We start from the raw sequence: 18,127 nt of genomic DNA, 5'->3' as shown, positions 1-18,127 counted from the left end.
CCGGCCGGCGACGCCCGGGGAAGATCGACACCGGCACGGGCGTTCCGCATTGTCCGTTTCTGCGGTAGGACAGGCGGCAAGGGGGGCTCCCCAGGCCCGGAGGTCGTCATGGCTCGACGCAGCGCCCGCACTCCCGCGACGGTCCTCGCCCTCGTGGCGCTCGGGGTCACCGTCCTCACGGCCGCGCCCTCCGGCTCGCCGGGCGGCAGCGCGCCCGCCGCGGGTCCGGTCGCCGCGGCCGGCGTGCCCGGCACCGTCACCCTCACCGCCGCGGGCGACTACGCCCAGAACGCCAACACGCGCGCCGTCCTGACGACGACGGCGTCGCTCGCCCCCGACGCGAACATCGCGCTCGGCGACCTCTCCTACGGCGACCCGGGCGGCGAGCAGGCCTGGTGCGACCTCGTCACCGAGCACGTCGGCGCGGGGTTCCCGTTCGAGCTCGTCGCGGGCAACCACGAGTCCAACGGCCAGGACGGCCACATCAACGAGTTCGCCGCGTGCCTGCCCAACCAGCTCCCGGGCATGGTCGGGACCTACGGACGCCAGTGGTACGTGGACGTCCCCGCGGCCGACCCGCTCGTGCGCCTCATCGCGATCTCGCCCGCCCTGACCTTCCCCGACGGGACGTACGACTACAGCGCCGGCACGCCGCGCTACCAGTGGACCGCGGCCGCGATCGCCGACGCGCGGGCCGACGGCGTCCCCTGGGTCGTCGTGAGCCTGCACAAGCCGTGCGTGTCCCTCGGCGAGTACTCGTGCGACCCGGGCACCGACCTCACGGACCTCCTGCTGAGCACCAAGGTCGACCTGGTGCTCAACGGCCACGAGCACCTCTACCAGCGCACGCACCAGCTCGCGCTGCGGCCGGGCTGCGCCTCGCTCGCCACCGGCACGGCGGACACCGACTGCGTCGCCGACGCCGACGCGACCATGGTCCGGGGCGCGGGCACGGTCTTCGCGACGGTCGGCACGGGCGGCCAGTCGCAGCGGGCCGTCGACACGGCCGACGGCGAGGCGCCGTACTTCGCCGCGTCGTCCGGGCTCGCCACCGCGACGTGGGGCGTCCTCGCGATGGACGTCACGGAGACGAGCCTCAGCGCACGCTTCGTCCGCGCGACCGGGGGCTCGTTCACCGACGCCTTCACGATCACGGCGCCCACGGGCGGCAACGTCGCGCCGACGTCGTCCTTCACCTCCGCGTGCACCGCGCTCGCGTGCTCGTTCGACGGGTCGGCGTCGTCGGACCCCGACGGCACGGTCGCCTCGTGGTCGTGGGACCTCGGCGACGGCGCGACGGCGACCGGCGCGACCGTCCAGCACACCTACGCGACCGCGGGCACGCGCCAGGTCGTCCTCACGGTGACCGACGACGACGGCGCGACCGCCACCGCGACGCGCACGGTGAGCGTCACCGCGACCGCGCCGCCCTTCGCGGCGGACGCGTTCGGCCGCACCGTCGCCACGGGCCTCGGCACGGCCGACGTCGGCGGCGTCTGGCGCGTGAGCGGGAGCACGACGCAGTACGCCGTCGCGAGCGGGGCCGCGCAGCTCAAGTTCTCGACCGCGGGCCGGACCCTCGACGCGGCACTGCCGGACGCGACGTCCGCCGGCACCGACCTCGCGCTCGCGGTGAGCACGGACAAGCCCGTCACCGGCGGAGGTGTCTACCTCACGGTCGGCACGCGGCGCGTGGCCGGCATCGGCGAGTACCGGGCGAACGTCCGGCTGCGGACCAACGGCGTCGTGGCGCTCGGGCTCGCGCGGACGGCCGGGTCGACGGAGACGGCGCTGGTCGCGCCCGCCGTCGTGCCGGGGCTGACGCTGGGCACGGGCGAGCAGCTGCTCGTGCGGACGCAGGCCGTCGGGGCCGGCCCGACCACGCTGCGAGCGCGCGTGTGGCGCGCGGGCACGCCCGAGCCGACGACCTGGCAGGTGTCGGTGACCGACGCGACGGCAGGGCTCCAGGCGGCAGGCTCGGTGGGCCTCAACGCCTACCTGTCGTCCTCGACCACCAACGCGCCGTTCACGGTGCGCGTCGACGACCTCGTCGCGCGGACGCCCTAGGGACGCGCGGCTCCCGAGGTGCCCGGGTCGGGCGGCTCCGTGAGGTCGGTGACGACCTCCCAGTCGGCGACCGGCCCGGGCACGACGTCGAACAGGGGGTGCGGGTCGGGCAGGCCGACGTCGCGCCACCGCGCGAGCACGTCCGGGCTGCGGCGCGCGAGCTTGAGGCGCAGGTGCAGCCACTCGTGCGCGAGCTGCCCCTCGCTCACCTCGAGCCGCAGCTCGGCGTCGGGCGGGCCGAGCAGCAGGCCGCGGTCGTAGGAGTAGCCGCGGCGCACGGCCTCGTCGGCGACGCCGTGGAGGAAGGTGAGGACCGGCGCGCCCGGGTCGAGCGGCGGCTCGCCCGGCGGGACGGGCTGCACGTCGCCCACGCGGAACCGCCGCAGCTGCGGGTGGTTGCGGTACCCCTTCGTCGTGCCCGTGAGGACCTTCTGCGCGAGGAGGCCCTCGCGCCACGCGGCCGTGAGCCCCTGGCGGTCGAGGTAGCGCGGGTGCACCGACCAGAGCCTCACGCGCCGGACCTCACTCCGGGGTCCCGGCCGTCCGCTGCGCCCACCACTCCCGCAGCGCGCGCTCGGCGTCCGCCGGGTCCTGCGGGCCGTGCTCCATGCGCAGCTCGAGCAGCCAGCGGTAGGCCTCCCCGACCTCCCGTCCCGGGCGCAGGCCGAGGACCGCCATGATCTGCTCGCCGTCGAGGTCCGGGCGGATCGCCGCGAGCTCCTCCCTCTCCCGCAGCTCCGCGATGCGGCGCTCGAGGTCGTCGTACGCGAAGGACAGGCGCTCGGCCTTCCGCCGGTTCCGCGTGGTGCAGTCCGACCGCGTGAGGCGGTGCAGCCGCTCGAGCAGCGGGCCGGCATCCGTGACGTACCGGCGCACCGCCGAGTCCGTCCAGCCGCTCTCGCCGTAGCCGTGGAAGCGCAGGTGCAGCTCCGTGAGCCGTGCGACGGCCTGGACCGTCTCCTTGTCGAACCGCAGCGCCTTGAGCCGGCGGGCGGCCATCTTGGCGCCGACCACCTCGTGGTGGTGGAAGCTCACGCCGCCGCCGGCCTCGAACCGCCGGGTCGCGGGCTTGCCGATGTCGTGGAGCAGCGCCGCGAGCCGGAGCACGAGGTCCGGCCCGGGCACGGGCCCGGTGGGTCGCTCGTGCGTGCCCGTCTCGAGGTCGATCGCCTGCGCGAGCACCGTGAGGGAGTGCTGGTAGACGTCCTTGTGCCGGTGGTGCTCGTCGATCTCGAGGCGCAGCGCGGGCAGCTCGGGCAGCACGACGTCGGCCAGGCCCGTGTCCACGAGCGCGGTGAGGCCCGGACGCGGGTCCGGCGCGAGCATGAGCTTGACGATCTCGTCGCGGACGCGCTCGGCCGAGACGATCGAGAGGCGGTCCGCCATCCGCTCGATCGCGGTGCGGACGTCGTCGTGCAGCGTGAAGCCGAGCTGGGCGACGAAGCGCGCGGCGCGCATCATGCGCAGCGGGTCGTCGTCGAAGGACTGCTCGGCCGTGACCGGGGTGCGCAGCACGCCGCGCGCGAGGTCGGCGAGGCCGTCGAACGGGTCGACGAACGTCAGCGCCGGCAGGCGCACCGCCATCGCGTTGACCGTGAAGTCCCGCCGCGAGAGGTCGCCCTCGAGCGAGTCGCCGAACGCGACCACGGGCTTGCGCGAGGTGCGGTCGTACTCGTCCGTGCGGTAGGTCGTCACCTCGACGACGACGTCGGGCGCGCCGCCGCGTGCGAAGCGACGGGCGCCGATGGTGCCGAACTCGCGTCCGATGTCCCAGTGCGCGTCGCCCCACACGGCCAGGACCGCCTGGGTCTGGTCCGGCGACGCCGACGTCGCGAAGTCGAGGTCCTGGCTCGCCCGGCCGAGGAACGCGTCCCGGACCGGCCCGCCGACGAGCGCGAGCTCGTGGCCGGCCGCCGCGAACGCCTCGCCCAGCTCGATCGCGGCCGGCGCGAGCTCCGCGATGACGGTGAGGGCGCGCCGCCGCAGCGCCGCGAGCGCGTCGGACGCGCCGGCGCCGGGGGCGGGAGGCGGGGTCGCGGAGGAGGTCGGCACGGGACACCAGGGTGCCAGACGGCGGGGCCGCGCTCGCGCCGGCCCGCCCCGGTCGTCCACAGGGCCGGCGGACGCGGGTGCCCGCACGGCGGCCCGACGGACGGCGGTCGTTACAGTGGCGGCATGTCCAGCGCCGTTCCCCACCCGCGGCCGGGCCCTGTGCCCACCCCGCCCGGTGGCCACGCGCTGCGGATCGACGCCCGCGTGGTGCGGCGCCCGGTGCACACGCTGCCGGTGGTCGAGGAGACGTCAGCCGGCGGGCTCGTCGTCGCGCGGGACGCGGGCACTGCCCACGCGGCGGTGATCGCGCGCCGCAACCGGGCCGGCCGCCTCGAGTGGTGCCTGCCCAAGGGCCACCTGGAGGGCACCGAGACCCCGGCCGAGGCTGCCGTGCGCGAGATCGCGGAGGAGACGGGGATCCTCGGGCAGGTCGTGCGCCGGCTGGGCACCATCGACTACTGGTTCACCGGCGAGGACCGGCGTGTGCACAAGGTCGTGCACCACTTCCTGCTCGAGGCGACCGGCGGCGTGCTGAGCGTCGAGGGGGACCCCGACCAGGAGGCCGAGGACGTGGCGTGGGTCGCGCTCTGCGACCTGCCCGACCGCCTCGCCTACCCGAACGAGCGCCGCCTGGCGCAGGCTGCGAGCGCGGTGCTCGCGGGCGAGGCCGAGTGAGGGGTCCGATGAGGGCGGCACTCGTGCTGGTGCTCGCGGCGCTGCTCGGCGCCCCGGCCGCGGCGGGCGCGGTGGTGCCGGTGGACGCCGCGGGGCGGCCGGTCGCCGTCGTCCCGGCGACGACGGAGGACGAGGCCACCGACGAGGCCGCGCCCGAGGAGGACCCCGGCCTGCCGCTCGAGGTCGACGTCGACGCGCTGACGTCCGTGCTCCAGCCGGGCGGCGACCTCGTCGTGCAGGGCACCGTGCGCAACGCGGGCGACGACGTCGTCGGCACCCCGCGCGTCGTCGTGCGGCTCGCGCGTTCCGCCTTCCTCACGCGGTCCTCGCTCGACGCCTGGCGCGACGCGGACGACGACGCCGCGGCCGGCACACGGCTGGTGACCGTCGACCTCGTCGGTCCGCTGGCCCCGGGCGCGTCGGTCCCGTTCACCGCGACGGTCCCCGCCGCCTCGGTCGGGCTCGCCGCCTCCGCCGCGTGGGGACCGCGCGGCCTCGCGGTCGAGGTGGTCGACCGCGACGACGACGCGCGGCCGCGCCTGGGCCTCGCGCGCACGTTCACCATCTGGCTGCCCGAGCAGACGTTCTCGCCGACCGCGGTCAGCCTGCTCGTGCCCGTCGTCGGCCCGGCGGTCGACCCCCACGCGACGGCGGTCGAGGACGGACCCGCACCGCTCCGGGCAGAGCTCGAGACGCTGACCCGGCCCGGCGGCCGGCTCGCCGACCTGCTCGTCGCGACGGCGCCGTACCCGGCGGTGTCGTGGGTGGTGGACCCGTGGCTCGTCGAGCAGGCCCACGGGACGGGCGCGCCGGACCCGGGCGCCGGGGACGGCGACGGCACCGGGAGCACCGAGGACGCCGCGGGCACCGAGGACGCCGGGGACACCCAGGACCCGGCGGACGCCGCCGGCACCCCCGGCACCCCCGGCACCTCGGGCAGCCCCACGACGGCGGCGACCACGACGGCGGCGTGGGCCGCGACGCTCACCACCGCGGCGGCCGGCCGCGAGGTCATGCTCCTGCCGTACGGGGACACGGACGTCGCGGCGCTCGCCCACGCGCGCGGCGCGGGGCCGTGGGACCTCGCGCTGCGGCGCTCGGCGGAGAGCGCCCCGACGGCCGGCCTGCCGGCCGACGCGCGCGCCGACGTCGTCCTGCCCGCGGAGGCGCTGCCCGACCTCACGACCGCGGCCTTCGGCATGCGCGGCGGGACCCGCGCCGTCGTCACCGGCCCGGGCGCCCTGTCCGTCCCGGACGACCTCACCTACACGCCCTCGGCCCGCACGACCGTGACGACCGACGCCGGCGACGTCACCGTCCTCGTCCCGGACGCGCGCCTGTCGAGCGCCCTCGCGTCCGGGGCGGTGACGGGTGCGGCCGGCGACACCGACGCGCCGCGGCCGCGCGACCCGCAGCTCACGCCCGCGACGGCGGTGCAGGACGTCCTGGCCGAGCTCGCCGTCGTCACGGCCGAGCGGCCCAGCGAGAGCCGGCACCTCCTGGTCACCGTCCCGCGCGACTGGGACGCCGACCCGGCGGTCGTCGCGGCGCAGCTCGCCGCGCTGGGCTCCGTCCCCTGGGTCCGGACGGCACCGGTCGAGGAGCTGCTCGCGGCGTCCGGCGGGGACGTCGAGCGGGGCACGCTGCCGCGCACCGAGCCGACCGCGGCGGAGATGCCCCCGAGCACGCTGGCCGCGCTCGAGGGCTCGCTGACCCTGCGCGGGCGGCTGGCGACCATGGCCGAGCGGCCCGAGGAGCTCGTCGGGGACACGACCGCGGAGCTGCTCGCACCGCTGTCCGTCGCGTGGCGCGCGGACCCGTCGCGCCGGGCCGCCCTCGTCGCGGCGACCGAGGCGCGGACGGCGACGCTGCGCGACGTCGTCCGGGTCGCCGCGAGCGGGGTGCTGCTCGTCTCCACGTCGAGCCGCCTGCCCGTGCTCGTGGAGAACACGCTCGACCAGGCGGTCACCGTCGAGATCACGCTGCGTCCGGGTGACCGGCGGCTGCAGGCCGACGAGCCGGTGACGGTGACCCTGCCGGCGCTCGGGCAGGAGGAGGTCCTCGTCCCGGTCCACGGCGTGCAGAGCGCGGACGTCGAGGTCGCGGTCGAGGTGCGCACGGCCGACGGGGTCCTCGTGGACGACCGCGCCCGGCTCACCGTGCGCGTGCGCGCCGAGTGGGAGGGCATCGGGGCCGCGATCATCGGCGGGCTCCTGGCGCTGGGCCTCGTCCTCGGGGTGGCGCGCACCATCCGCCGCGGGCGGACGGCCAGCCGCGCCGCGCCCGTCGACTCGGGTCCCGACGCCCTGTCGCCCGAGGAGGCCGAGACCGAGGGCTCCGTCGCCGGGACCGAGGGCACCGGCGACACGACCGAGGGCTCTGTCGCCGGGACCGACACGACCGGCGCCCCGGGCGGCGAGCGCCGGGTCGCGGCCGCGACGGACCCGCCGCGCGTGGGCGCGCCGTGAGCGACGTCGGGCGCAGCGCCGGCGTCATGGCGGCGGGGACGGCCACGTCGCGCGTCCTGGGCGTCGTGCGCGTGTCCGTGCTGGTCGCGGCGATCGGCGCCAACGCCGCGGGTGCGAACGCGTTCGGCCTGGCCAACTGGCTGCCGAACATGCTCTACATGCTCATCGCGGGCGGCGTCCTCAACGCCGTCCTCGTGCCGCAGGTCGTCCGGGCCTACCGCTCGCCGGACGGCCAGGCCTTCGTCGACCGCCTGCTCAGCCTGGCCGGCGTCGTCCTGCTGGGCCTCGCCACGGTGCTCACGGTCGCGGCGCCGGTCGTCGTCCGCCTCGCCGCGAATGGGCGGGACCCGGAGTTCGTCGCGCTCGCGACCGCGTTCGCCTTCTGGTGCATCCCGCAGGTCCTCTTCTACGGCATCTACTCGCTGCTGGGGCAGGTGCTCAACGCACGCGGCAGCTTCGGGCCGTACATGTGGGCGCCGGTCGTCAACAACGTCGTCGCGATCCTCGGCCTGGTGGTCTTCATCGCCGTCTTCGGCGGGTACGTGCGGGGCGGCCCGCAGGACGACCCGGCCACGTGGGACGCCGGCCGGATCGCCCTGCTGGGCGGCGGCGCGACCCTGGGCGTCGTCGCGCAGGCCCTCGTCCTCGTGGTGCCGCTGCACCGCAGCGGGTTCCGCTTCCACCCGCGCCGGGACTGGCGCGGCGCGGGCCTGGGCACCGCGGGCCGCGTCGCGGGCTGGACGTTCGCGGCGCTCGTCGTCGGGCAGCTCGGCATCCTCGTGGTCATGCAGGTCGCGACCGCCGCCGCGCAGGAGTTCCAGGCGGACGTCGCCGGCAACAACGCCTACACGCTCGCGTTCACGATCTTCATGCTGCCGCACTCGCTCGTGACGGTGTCGCTGCTCACGGCCCTGTTCACGCGTCTGTCCGCGCACGCCGCCGCCGAGGACACCCGGGCGCTGCGGGACGACTTCTCCTCGGGCCTGCGCGTCATCGGCGCGTTCACGGTCCTCGCGACCGCCGTCCTGGCGGTCCTCGCGCTGCCCGTCGTGCGCGTCGTCCTGCCGTCGACCGACCCGGCCGAGGCAGGCTCGATCGCCGCCGTCGTGGTCGCGATGATGGCCGGGCTCGCGGCGCTCGGCGCGTGGTCGCTGTGCCAGCGCATCTTCTACGCCTACGAGGACGCCAAGGGCCTCTTCTGGATCCAGGTCGCCATGGCCGGCGTCGTCGCCGGGGGCAGCCTGCTGGGCGCGCTCCTGCTCGAGCCGCGGTGGTGGGTCGTCACGGCCGGCGCCTCGATCGCGGCGTCGTACGTGCTCGGGGCCGTGTGGGGCGGGCTCGAGGTCCGGCGGCGCCTCGGGGGCACGGGCCGCGGCGCGATCGGCATGCACCTGCGGGCCGTCGCGAGCGCGCTCGCCGCGGTCGCGGTGGGCTGGCCGCTCACGCGCCTGTTCGGCGACCTCTCCGACGCCGGGTTCGCCGAGGCCGTGCTCGTGTGCGCGCTCGTCGGGGCCGTGATGCTCGCCGTCTACCTGGGCGGCCTGCGCCTGCTCGGGGTGGACGACCTGACCCGTCTGGTCGAGCCGCTGGTCGCGCGCCTGGGCCGTAGCATGGGCGCGCGGGTGGGAGCCCGCACCACGAGCGCACGGGGAGGGCAGCCGGTGGACGTCGTCGTCGAGCAGGGCACCCTGCTCGCAGGGCGCTACCGCCTGGACCGCCCGCTGCCGACCGACCTCCCCGGCGTCGAGGGCTGGGAGGCGCAGGACCAGATCCTCGACCGGCCCGTCCGCGCGCTCGTCCTGCGCTCGGGCCGCGTCGCCCAGGCCCAGGACGCCGCGCGCCGGGCCGCGCTCGTCGCCGACCCTCGCCTGCTCCGCGTGCTCGACGTCGGCTCCCACGAGGGCCTCGCGTACACGGTCACCGAGCCGCTCCCGGGTCGCGACCTCGCCGAGCTGACCGCCGACGGCCCGCTGCCCCCCGACCAGGCGCGCGCCGTCGTGGGCGAGGCGGCCGTCGCGCTCGAGGTGGCACGCCGCCGCGGGGTGCACCACCTCGCCCTGCGGCCCGCCGCGGTCCGCGTGACGCCGGCGGGCGGCGTCGTCGTCACGGGCCTCGGGCTCGACGGCGAGCTGCTCGGCCACGGCATCGGCGACGCGCGGTCGACGACGCGCGCGGACACCGTGGGCCTGGTCGCGCTGCTCTACCTCGCGCTCACGGGTCACTGGCCCGCACGCGACGGCGTGCCCGCCGGCGGCGCGGAGGTCGCGCCCGTCGACGAGGACGCCGCCGGGACGCCCGTCGCGGCCGCGGACCTCGTGCCCGGCGTGCCCAACGACCTCGACACGCTGTGCGCGGTCACGCTCGGCCCGCACGACGACGGCCCGCACAGCCCGGCGGAGCTCGTGCGCGAGCTCGAGCCGTGGGTCGCGGTCGACGCCGACGCGCTCGGCGCCGGCGCGCCCGCCGCACCCACCGGCCCCGCCAGGCCGCCGTCGGTCGCGCCCGCGACGCCGCCCGGCGTGCAGCGCCAGTCGGTGCGGGCGGCGCTCGCCGCGCAGGGCCCGGGACGCCGCCCGGGGACGACCCCGCCGCCCGCCATCCCGCCCGCCGTGCGCCGCACCGACCCGCGCGTCGCGACGCCCGCCGCGGGTGCGGTGGGGTCCGGCGCCGTCGCGGGCGGCGCGTCGGGTGCCGGCGCGCCGACGGCCGCTGCGACGGCTGCTGCGGCCGCGGCGGCCGACGTCGGCTCCCAGGACGCCGAGGCCGGCATCGTCACGCCCGCTCGCGGCGTCGTGGTGCCGGACGCCCCCGCCCCGGCCGACCGGGTCGACGACCGTCCGCCCGCGGTGCGGCAGTCGGCCGCGGTCAGCGCCGCCGCCCCCGCGCGGCCGACCGCGACCGCCGTCGTGCCGGGTGGCGCGGCGCCGCACGGGCCGCGCGGCGGGCACCGCCCGCCGCCCGCGCCGCACGAGGACCACGAGGACTTCGACACGCTCATCGGGTCGCCCATCGAGGCGCTGACGCGCAAGCGGTTCGACCCCACGCCCTTCGTGCTGGCGCTCATCGGGATCGCCGTCGTCGTGGGGCTCGTGTGGGCCTGGAACGCGCTGACGACCCCGCCGCCGCCCATCGGCGGCAGCGACGGCATGGGCGACGTCGTGGACTCGGTCGAGACCGAGGCCCCCGCCGCGGAGGACCCGGCCGCCGAGGCGCCCGCGGAGGAGCCGGCCGAGGAGCCCGCCGCCGCGACGCCCACCATCGCGTCGGCCCAGATGATCGACCCGCCGCCCGGCGGGGACAACAACGAGCACCCCGAGGCGGTCCAGCTCGCGATCGACGGTGACCCGACGACGTTCTGGTACACCCGCACGTACAAGTCGCCGACGTACGGCATGAAGCCCGGCGTCGGGTACGCGGTGACGCTCGCCGCGCCCGCGACCGTGAGCGCCGTCACCCTCGTCGTCAACGGCACGGGCGGCACCGTCGAGGTCCGGGCGACGGACCCCGCGACCCCCACCGAGGGTCCGGTGCTCGCGAGCGGTCCCCTCTCGGCGGAGACGGTCCTCACCTTCAGCGAGCCGGTCGAGGCCTCGCACATCGTCCTGTGGTTCACCGCGCTGCCCCAGGCGGCGGACGGCGGGAACCGGGTCGAGCTCGCGGAGGTGCGCCTCTCCTGAGGCGCACGCACGTCACCCGCGACGACGGCCGGACGGCCCCGGCGGGCGGAACATCCGCGCCCTAGGATCGGTTGACGACGTCGGCACGGCCGGGCACGGCCGCACCAGCCCTGCATCGTCAGAGCCCTGCTCCGTACGAGCCCCGCCTCGGACGAGCCCTGTTCCACCGGACGAAGGACCAGCAGTGACCGACACCATCCACGACCTCGTGATCATCGGCTCGGGGCCGGCCGGCTACACGGCCGCGGTCTACGCCGCACGCGCCGGGCTCACGCCCGTGGTCGTCGCGGGCGCCGTCACCGCCGGCGGCGCCCTGATGAACACCACCGAGGTCGAGAACTTCCCCGGCTTCGTGGACGGGATCATGGGCCCGGACCTCATGGAGAACATGCGCAAGCAGGCCGAGCGCTTCGGCGCGGACGTCCGCTACGACGACGTCGTGCGCGCGGACCTCGTGGGCGACGTCAAGACGGTCGAGACGGGCAACGGGGACGTCGTGCGGGCGCGTGCCGTCATCCTGGCGACCGGCTCCGCGTACCGCGAGCTGGGCCTGCCCGACGAGAAGCGCCTCTCCGGCCACGGCGTCTCGTGGTGCGCGACCTGCGACGGCTTCTTCTTCCGCGACCAGGACGTCGTCGTCGTGGGCGGCGGCGACTCCGCGGTCGAGGAGGCGACGTTCCTCACGCGCTTCGCGCGGACCGTGACGATGGTCCACCGACGCGACGAGCTGCGCGCGTCCAAGATCATGGCCGACCGTGCGCTCGCCGACCCCAAGATCCGGTTCGCCTGGAACAGCGAGGTCGTCGCGATCCACGGCGCCGAGAAGCTCACGGGCGTGACGCTGCGGGACACGGTCACGGGCGCCGAGCGCGAGCTCGCGGCGACCGGCCTGTTCGTCGCGATCGGCCACATCCCGCGCAACGAGCTGCTCACCGGCCAGGTCGACCTGGACGACGAGGGCTACGTGCTCGTCGGTCCGGACGTCGGCGGGTCCCGCGGCACGGCGACCAACGTCCAGGGCGTCTTCGCGTGCGGCGACCTCGTCGACCACGTCTACCGCCAGGCCATCACCGCGGCCGGCACCGGCTGCGCCGCGGCGCTCGACGCCCAGCACTACCTCGCGGACCTCGTGCACGCCACCGAGCCCCCCGCACCCGCCACCCTGCCCGAGAAGATCGAGGAGACCCTGTGAGCACCGTCCCCGTCACCGACGCCACCTTCAAGAGCGAGGTCCTGGAGTCCGACATCCCCGTCGTCGTCGACTTCTGGGCGCCGTGGTGCGGCCCGTGCCGCCAGGTCGCGCCCATCCTCGAGGAGCTCTCGGGCACCTACGAGGGCCGCGTCCGCATCGCCAAGGTGAACTCGGACGAGAACCCCCAGGTCACGGCGGCGTACGGCATCACGTCGATCCCGACGCTCAACATCTACAAGGGCGGCGAGCTGGTCAAGCAGATCGTCGGCGCGCGCCCCAAGCCGGCGCTCGTGACCGAGATCGAGTCCGTCCTGTCCTGACGCCGGCGGGCCTGCCGGCCCACCCGCACGCACGCACGAGGGCCCCGCGATCCGTCGCGGGGCCCTCGTCGCGCTCACCCCTCGAAGTACGTGCCCGACACGCTGAGGGCGGTGGCGTACCGACCGTCGGCGAGCCGGGACGGCAGGACGGACGGCGGGACGCGCTCGCCGGACGCCAGGGTCCAGCGCACCTCGTCCCGGAACTCGGTGCCGACCGCGGAGTCCTGGCCCGGCTGCACCCACGAGACGGAGAGGCCGACGCCGTCCCGCACGTAGCCCGCGCTCGGCATGCGCGCCGGGTAGCCCCAGCCCGGGTTGTGATCGAGGATCTCGTCGCGCTGGTCCCAGTAGCTCGTGAGCACCTCGTCCATCGAGGACCAGTCCGCCTCCCAGCCGGCCGCGACGAGCGCCGCGTCGAGCGCCTCCATGTCGGCCCGGAAGCCGTCGGGGTCCCCACCCTCGACGAGGGCGACCTCGCGCTGGGTGCAGCGCAGGTCGAAGGGGTCGTCGATCTTCCAGTTGTGCTGCCCCTCCTGGCACGAGGAGTCGTCCGTCGAGGCGATCACCGTCCGTCCCGCGACGACGTCCTCCAGGGCGGCCACCAGGAGCCCGGCGTGCTCCTCGCGCGCCTCGACGACGCGCGCGTCCTCGGCCGAGGGACCGCGGGGGCCGAGCAGGTCGTCGAGCCCGCCGCTGAGCATGGCGAGGAACCACACGACCGCGCCCACGAGCAGCGCCAGCAGGGCGACGACGACGCCGATGACGACCGTGGCCCACCGCGGCAGACGGCGTCGGCGTGCCGGCACCTCGGCCGCAGCGGGGTGGGGAGCGGGGGCGGGCGCGGGCACGCGCCAGTGAAGCACGCGGGGGCCGCCGCGGACGTCGAGATCACCCGACCGGGCGCAGCCCGCCGGCCGCCGTCGGCGGAGCACTCCACCCGCTGGTCAGCGCGTCGCCGGGGCGGTGCTGCGTGGCACACTCAGGTGCATGACTCCCGAGCACGGCGAGCCGACGGGGCGGGTGACTCCTGCCCTCGGCAGAGCCGCCCACACCGCCCAGCCCGTCACCGGGACCCGCCTCGACCCGTGGATCGGCGCCTACGCCGACCGCACGCACGGGATGCGAGCGTCGGAGATCCGCGCGCTCTTCGCCGTGGCCAACCGACCCGAGGTCGTGTCGCTCGCCGGCGGCATGCCCAACCTCGACGGCCTCCCGATGGAGGCGATCGCCGAGTCGACGTACCAGCTGCTGCTCAAGCGCGGCACGACGGCGCTGCAGTACGGCTCGGGGCAGGGCGACGAGACGCTGCGCGAGCAGATCGTCGAGGTCATGCGGCTCCAGGGCATCCAGGCCCACCCCGACGACGTCGTCGTCACGACGGGCTCGCAACAAGCGCTGGACCTTGTCGTTCGGCTCTTCATCGACCCGGGCGACGTCATCGTCGCCGAGGCGCCGAGCTACGTGGGCGCGCTCGGCGTCTTCCGGGCGTACCAGGCCGACGTCGTGCACGTGCCCCTGGACGAGCACGGGCTGGTGCCCGAGGCGCTCGAGGAGACCCTCACGCGGCTCGCGGCCGAGGGACGCGCCGTCAAGCTGCTGTACACCGTGCCCAACTTCCACAACCCGGCGGGCGTCACGCTGAGCCAGGAGCGCCGTCCCCGGGTGCTCGAGATCGCGCGCCGGCACGGCGTCCTCGTCCTCGAGGACGACCCGTACGGCCTGCTCGGCTTCGACGGCGACCCGCTGCCCGCGATGCGCTCGATGGACGACGTCGGCGTCGTCTACCTGGGGTCGTTCTCGAAGACCTTCGCGCCGGGGTACCGCGTCGGGTGGGCGGTGGCGCCGCACTACATCCGCGAGAAGCTCGTCCTCGCGAGCGAGTCGTCCATCCTGTGCCCGTCCAACGCGTCGCAGCTCGCGATCTCGACCTACCTCGCTCACCACGACTGGCGCCACCAGATCAAGCTCTACCGCGAGATGTACCGCGCGCGCCGCGACGCGATGGTCGGCGCGCTCGAGGAGCACATCCCCGAGGCGACGTGGACCGTGCCCGAGGGCGGGTTCTACACCTGGGTGCGCCTGCCCCACGGGCTCGACGCGCAGGCGATGCTGCCGCGCGCCATCACCGCGCTGGTCGCCTACGTGTCGGGGACGGCCTTCTACGCCGACGGCCAGGGCTCGGACCACATGCGGCTCTCGTTCTGCTACCCCACGCCCGAGCGGATCCGCGAGGGGGTGCGACGCCTGGCCGGCGTCGTCCAGGAGGAGACGGAGCTGGTCCGCATCTTCGGCACGGGCGGCCACCGCGACGAGGACGGCGTGACCTCCGCGGGGCCCGAGATCCACTGACGGTCCCGGCCGCGCGCTCGACCCCGCCGGGCTGACCGGCGGGGCGACCAGCGCCAGGCCCGCCGGCGAGGGCGACCCGCGGCGAGGTCCGACGGGCCGCCGCCGCCGTCAGCGGAGCAGGCCCGGGTCCTCCGGCGAGAGGGTGCCGAGGATCCGGTTGAGGTCCTGGACCGAGGCGAACTCGACGGTCAGGCGGCCCTTGCTGCGCCCGAGCTGGATCTTCACGCGCGTCTCGAACCGGTCCGACAGGCGCGACGCGAGGTCGTCGAGCGCGGCGTTGCGGTCCCCCGCGCGTGGGCGCCGCACGGCGACGGGCTTCTCGGGGTCGCCGCCGAGCGCGACGATCTCCTCGGTGGCCCGGACCGAGAGCCCTTCGGCGACGATCCGCTGCGCGAGGCGCTCCATCGCGGCGCCGTCGGGCAGGCCGAGGAGGGCGCGCGCGTGGCCGGCCGAGAGCACGCCGGCCGCGACCCGCCGCTGCACGAGCGGGGGCAGCCTCAGGAGCCGCAGGGTGTTGGAGATCTGCGGCCGCGAGCGGTGGATCCGCTGGGCGAGCTCCTCGTGCGTGCAGCCGAAGTCGTCGAGGAGCTGCTGGTAGGCGGCGGCCTCCTCGAGCGCGTTGAGCTGGCTGCGGTGGAGGTTCTCGAGCAGCGCGTCGCGCAGGAGGTCGTCGTCGTCGGTCTCGCGGATGATCGCGGGGATGCGGTCGAGGCCCGCCTCCTGCGTCGCGCGCCACCGGCGCTCGCCCATGATGAGCTCGTAACGCCCCTCCTCCCCCGGGACGGGCCGGACGACGACGGGCTGGAGCACCCCGATCTCGCGGATGGACCCGACGAGCTCGGCGAGCGCGTCCTCGTCGAACACCGTGCGCGGCTGGCGCGGGTTGGGACCGATGGCGTCGACGGGCAGCTCGGCGAAGTGGGCCCCGGGGACGGGCACCAGACCGTCCGCGGCCGCGACGTCCGCGGCCACCTCGAGCGGGTCGCCGTGCGGGGGCGGCGGCGGAGCGTCCGTGCGGCCGGTCTCGTCGGGCGCGGGCTCGGTCACCCCGTCGTTGCCCGAACCGTCCGTCAGGGCCGGCTCGAGCGCGTCGCCGTGCGGCGCCGTGCGGTCGGCCTCGTCGACCGTGCGGTCGGCCTCGTTGACCGTGCGGTCTGCCTCGTCGACCGTGCGGTCGGCCTCGTCGACCGTACGGTCTGTCGCCACGGCCGGACCGCGGGTGCCGTCGACGTCGTCGCCGAGCACGTCCGGCGGCGACGGCGGGGCGTCCGCCGGCCGCGCGTCCGCCGGCGCGGGCGCGCCCGGGAAGAACACGTCCACTGGACGGGAGTCGCCCGTGGGTGCGCTGGGGATGAGGGCACCCAGCCCTCGGCCCAGTCCGCGACGCTTCTCGGCCATCAGCTCTCCTTCGTGGCGGGCGCTGCGGCCCTGACGTCGGCGTCCGTGGGCGGAGCGCCTCGCTCGGCGATCTCGCGCGCCGCGGCGAGGTAGGACAGGGCACCGGTCGAGCCCGGGTCGTACGTCATGACGGTCTGTCCGTGGCTCGGGGCCTCGGAGATCCGGACGGACCGCGGCACGGTCGTCCGCAGCGTCTGCGCCGGGAAGTGCTCACGCACCTCCGCGGCCACCTGCTGCGCGAGGTTGGTCCGTGCGTCGTACATCGTCAGGAGGATCGTCGAGACGTGCAGCACCGGGTTGAGGTGGTTCTTGATGAGCTGGACGTTCTTGAGCAGCTGGCTGAGGCCCTCGAGCGCGTAGTACTCGCACTGGATGGGGATGAGGACCTCCCGCGCCGCGACGAAGGCGTTCACCGTGAGCAGCCCGAGGCTCGGCGGGCAGTCGATGAAGACGTAGTCGAGCCGGTCGAGCCCGCGCTCGGCGCGGTGGCGAAGGTACGCGTCGATGGCGTTCCGCAGCCGGTTCTCGCGCGCGACGAGGGACACGAGCTCGATCTCCGCGCCGGAGAGGTCGATCGTCGCCGGCGCGCACAGCAGCCGTGGGATCCGCGAGGACTGCTGGACGACCGTCGCGAGCTCCTCGTCCTCGACGAGCACCTCGTAGGTGGACGGCGTGCCCGCGCGGTGGTCGATGCCGAGCGCCGTCGAGGCGTTGCCCTGGGGGTCGTTGTCGATGACGAGCACGTTGGCGCCCGCCTGTGCCAGCGCCGCGGCGAGGTTCACGGTGGTGGTCGTCTTGCCCACCCCGCCCTTCTGGTTCGCCACCGTGAGCACACGCGTGGTCGACGGGCGCTCGAACCGACGACCCGAGAGGTCGATGCGTCGGCGTGCGTCGGCGGCGAGCTGCGCCGCGAGCGGCGTCGAGTCGTCGACCTCAGGGAGGGAGTCCATCAGTGCCGCCCGTCGCGCCTCGTCGGCGACGGCGGAGCCCGGCGTGGGCTCGCGCGGCGAGTCCTGCTGGTCCACCCGGTCTCCCATCCGTTCGAGTCGGTCCATCCTGCCATCCGCCGGCCCGCACCCGAGCCACTCCCCAGGTTCCACGTGAAACCACGGGGACGCCGACGTTCTTCGCCGCGTTCCCTGAGCGGCCATTCCTGCTCGCCGCCGCACTTCGAGCGCCGATCGTCGAGCACCGTGGGGTAGCCCGCGGCCGCTCCTGCGGGGGTCGCGTTGAGCACGTGCGCCATGTGCACACCCGAAGCCTGACGACGTTTCACGTGGAACGTGAGCGAGGGCGCTCCACCATGTGTTCGTGACTGAACTCCCCTTCGGGGCACTACAGCGCAGCAGAAGTGAGCGATAGTCCGTGCGTCCGTCCGACCCAGCGGTGGTCGTTCGTCTGCCTGAATCGTGTGGTTCCACGTGAAACGAGGGAGAGCCCCTTCGCCAAAAGCGTCGCAGCATCCAGCAGTCGCCGCCACGAGGGGGTGGCCGCCCTTTCGCGAAGGCGGGCAGCCGGCCGGTTCACTCGCCGCCACGATGGGGGCCGCCCTTTTCGCTAGGGCGGGCAGCCAGCCGGTTCAGTCGCCGTCACAGGGGGGCGGCCGCCCGTTCGTGTAAGGCGGGCAGCCAGCCGATGCTCAGCGGGTAGGCACGGCCGGTAGGGATCGCCACACCGTCGGCCGTAGCGGTCCCTCGGCGACGTCCGTCTGCGACACCGCACTGTTCGCACGGGGCACGCTCCGGGCGCCGACCACCAATCAAGCGGCGCTTCCCGGCACGGGTGCGTTGCGCTTCTCGCCGTTTCACGTGGAACGTCGTTGCTCTACGTCGCCGCCGTTCACGTGGAACGTCGTCGCTCCACGACCCCGGCTTGCCCTGGCCGACCCAGACGGCAGACGCCCGGCGCGCGTGTTTCACGTGGAACATC

12 protein-coding genes are annotated in these 18,127 nt (G+C 75.6%); 7 read left to right on the top strand and 5 right to left on the bottom strand.

All coding sequences use genetic code 11. The features are described from left to right. The first annotated feature begins 108 nt into the window (after positions 1-108). On the top strand, positions 109-2,067 hold the full coding sequence (locus JIG38_RS15595) for a PKD domain-containing protein (protein ID WP_199424740.1): 1,959 nt from the start codon (positions 109-111) through the stop codon (positions 2,065-2,067). On the opposite strand, the gene JIG38_RS15590 is transcribed toward JIG38_RS15595, so the two are convergent. Beyond that, on the bottom strand, positions 2,064-2,579 hold the full coding sequence (locus tag JIG38_RS15590; protein WP_199424739.1) for a pyrimidine dimer DNA glycosylase/endonuclease V: 516 nt from the start codon (positions 2,577-2,579) through the stop codon (positions 2,064-2,066). The two genes, JIG38_RS15595 and JIG38_RS15590, sit on opposite strands and share 4 nt — an antisense overlap. Before the next feature lie 10 nt (positions 2,580-2,589). Then, on the bottom strand, positions 2,590-4,119 hold the full coding sequence (locus tag JIG38_RS15585; protein WP_199424738.1) for a CCA tRNA nucleotidyltransferase: 1,530 nt from the start codon (positions 4,117-4,119) through the stop codon (positions 2,590-2,592). Positions 4,120-4,242: 123 nt separating this feature from the next. On the opposite strand from JIG38_RS15585, the gene JIG38_RS15580 reads away from it, so the two are divergent. From JIG38_RS15580 to trxA, 5 genes are all read left to right on the top strand, one after another. After that, positions 4,243-4,794: an NUDIX hydrolase gene (locus tag JIG38_RS15580; RefSeq protein WP_199424737.1), complete on the top strand. Its 552-nt coding sequence runs from the start codon at positions 4,243-4,245 to the stop codon at positions 4,792-4,794. 8 nt (positions 4,795-4,802) lie between these two features. Beyond that, the gene (locus tag JIG38_RS15575) at positions 4,803-7,262 is read left to right on the top strand and encodes a DUF6049 family protein (RefSeq protein WP_199424736.1); all 2,460 of its coding nucleotides are present in this window, start codon (positions 4,803-4,805) and stop codon (positions 7,260-7,262) included. Next, positions 7,259-10,939: a murein biosynthesis integral membrane protein MurJ gene (locus tag JIG38_RS15570; protein ID WP_307844970.1), complete on the top strand. Its 3,681-nt coding sequence runs from the start codon at positions 7,259-7,261 to the stop codon at positions 10,937-10,939. Before JIG38_RS15575 ends, JIG38_RS15570 begins: the two co-directional genes overlap by 4 nt. Positions 10,940-11,123: 184 nt before the next feature. Then, on the top strand, positions 11,124-12,131 hold the full coding sequence (trxB, locus tag JIG38_RS15565; protein ID WP_199424735.1) for a thioredoxin-disulfide reductase: 1,008 nt from the start codon (positions 11,124-11,126) through the stop codon (positions 12,129-12,131). Beyond that, positions 12,128-12,451, top strand: a complete 324-nt coding sequence (gene trxA, locus JIG38_RS15560) for a thioredoxin (RefSeq protein WP_199424734.1) — start codon at positions 12,128-12,130, stop codon at positions 12,449-12,451. The genes trxB and trxA overlap by 4 nt, the downstream gene beginning before the upstream one ends. A gap of 74 nt (positions 12,452-12,525) precedes the next feature. Here the strand turns inward: trxA and JIG38_RS15555 are convergent, their stop codons facing one another. Continuing rightward, a complete protein-coding gene (locus JIG38_RS15555) occupies positions 12,526-13,299 on the bottom strand; it encodes a hypothetical protein (protein WP_199424733.1) in 774 nt (257 codons plus the stop codon). Between the two features lie 139 nt (positions 13,300-13,438). Here JIG38_RS15555 and JIG38_RS15550 point away from each other — a divergent pair, with 139 nt between their 5' ends. Further along, positions 13,439-14,800, top strand: a complete 1,362-nt coding sequence (locus tag JIG38_RS15550; protein ID WP_199424732.1) for an aminotransferase-like domain-containing protein — start codon at positions 13,439-13,441, stop codon at positions 14,798-14,800. A gap of 108 nt (positions 14,801-14,908) precedes the next feature. Here the strand turns inward: JIG38_RS15550 and JIG38_RS15545 are convergent, their stop codons facing one another. Beyond that, positions 14,909-16,198 carry a ParB/RepB/Spo0J family partition protein gene (locus tag JIG38_RS15545; RefSeq protein ID WP_199424731.1) on the bottom strand — a complete coding sequence of 430 codons (1,290 nt, stop codon included), beginning with the start codon at positions 16,196-16,198 and terminating at the stop codon, positions 14,909-14,911. Continuing rightward, complete coding sequence (locus tag JIG38_RS15540) at positions 16,198-17,253, bottom strand: ParA family protein (RefSeq protein ID WP_307844969.1); 1,056 nt, start codon at positions 17,251-17,253, stop codon at positions 16,198-16,200. Before JIG38_RS15540 ends, JIG38_RS15545 begins: the two co-directional genes overlap by 1 nt. Positions 17,254-18,127: the final 874 nt, after the last annotated feature.

Source organism: Actinotalea solisilvae, assembly GCF_016464425.1.
In the GTDB taxonomy this organism is placed as follows: Bacteria; Actinomycetota; Actinomycetes; order Actinomycetales; family Cellulomonadaceae; genus Actinotalea; species Actinotalea solisilvae.
This window is presented reverse-complemented; position numbering and strand designations above follow the sequence as displayed.

Coding starts and splice junctions, on each gene's coding strand:
- JIG38_RS15595 (WP_199424740.1), top strand. CDS start 109: ATGGCTCGACGCAGCGCCCGCACTCCCGCGACGGTCCTCGCCCTCGTG.
- JIG38_RS15580 (WP_199424737.1), top strand. CDS start 4,243: ATGTCCAGCGCCGTTCCCCACCCGCGGCCGGGCCCTGTGCCCACCCCG.
- JIG38_RS15575 (WP_199424736.1), top strand. CDS start 4,803: ATGAGGGCGGCACTCGTGCTGGTGCTCGCGGCGCTGCTCGGCGCCCCG.
- JIG38_RS15550 (WP_199424732.1), top strand. CDS start 13,439: ATGACTCCCGAGCACGGCGAGCCGACGGGGCGGGTGACTCCTGCCCTC.
- JIG38_RS15545 (WP_199424731.1), bottom strand. CDS start 16,198: ATGGCCGAGAAGCGTCGCGGACTGGGCCGAGGGCTGGGTGCCCTCATC.
- JIG38_RS15540 (WP_307844969.1), bottom strand. CDS start 17,253: ATGGACCGACTCGAACGGATGGGAGACCGGGTGGACCAGCAGGACTCG.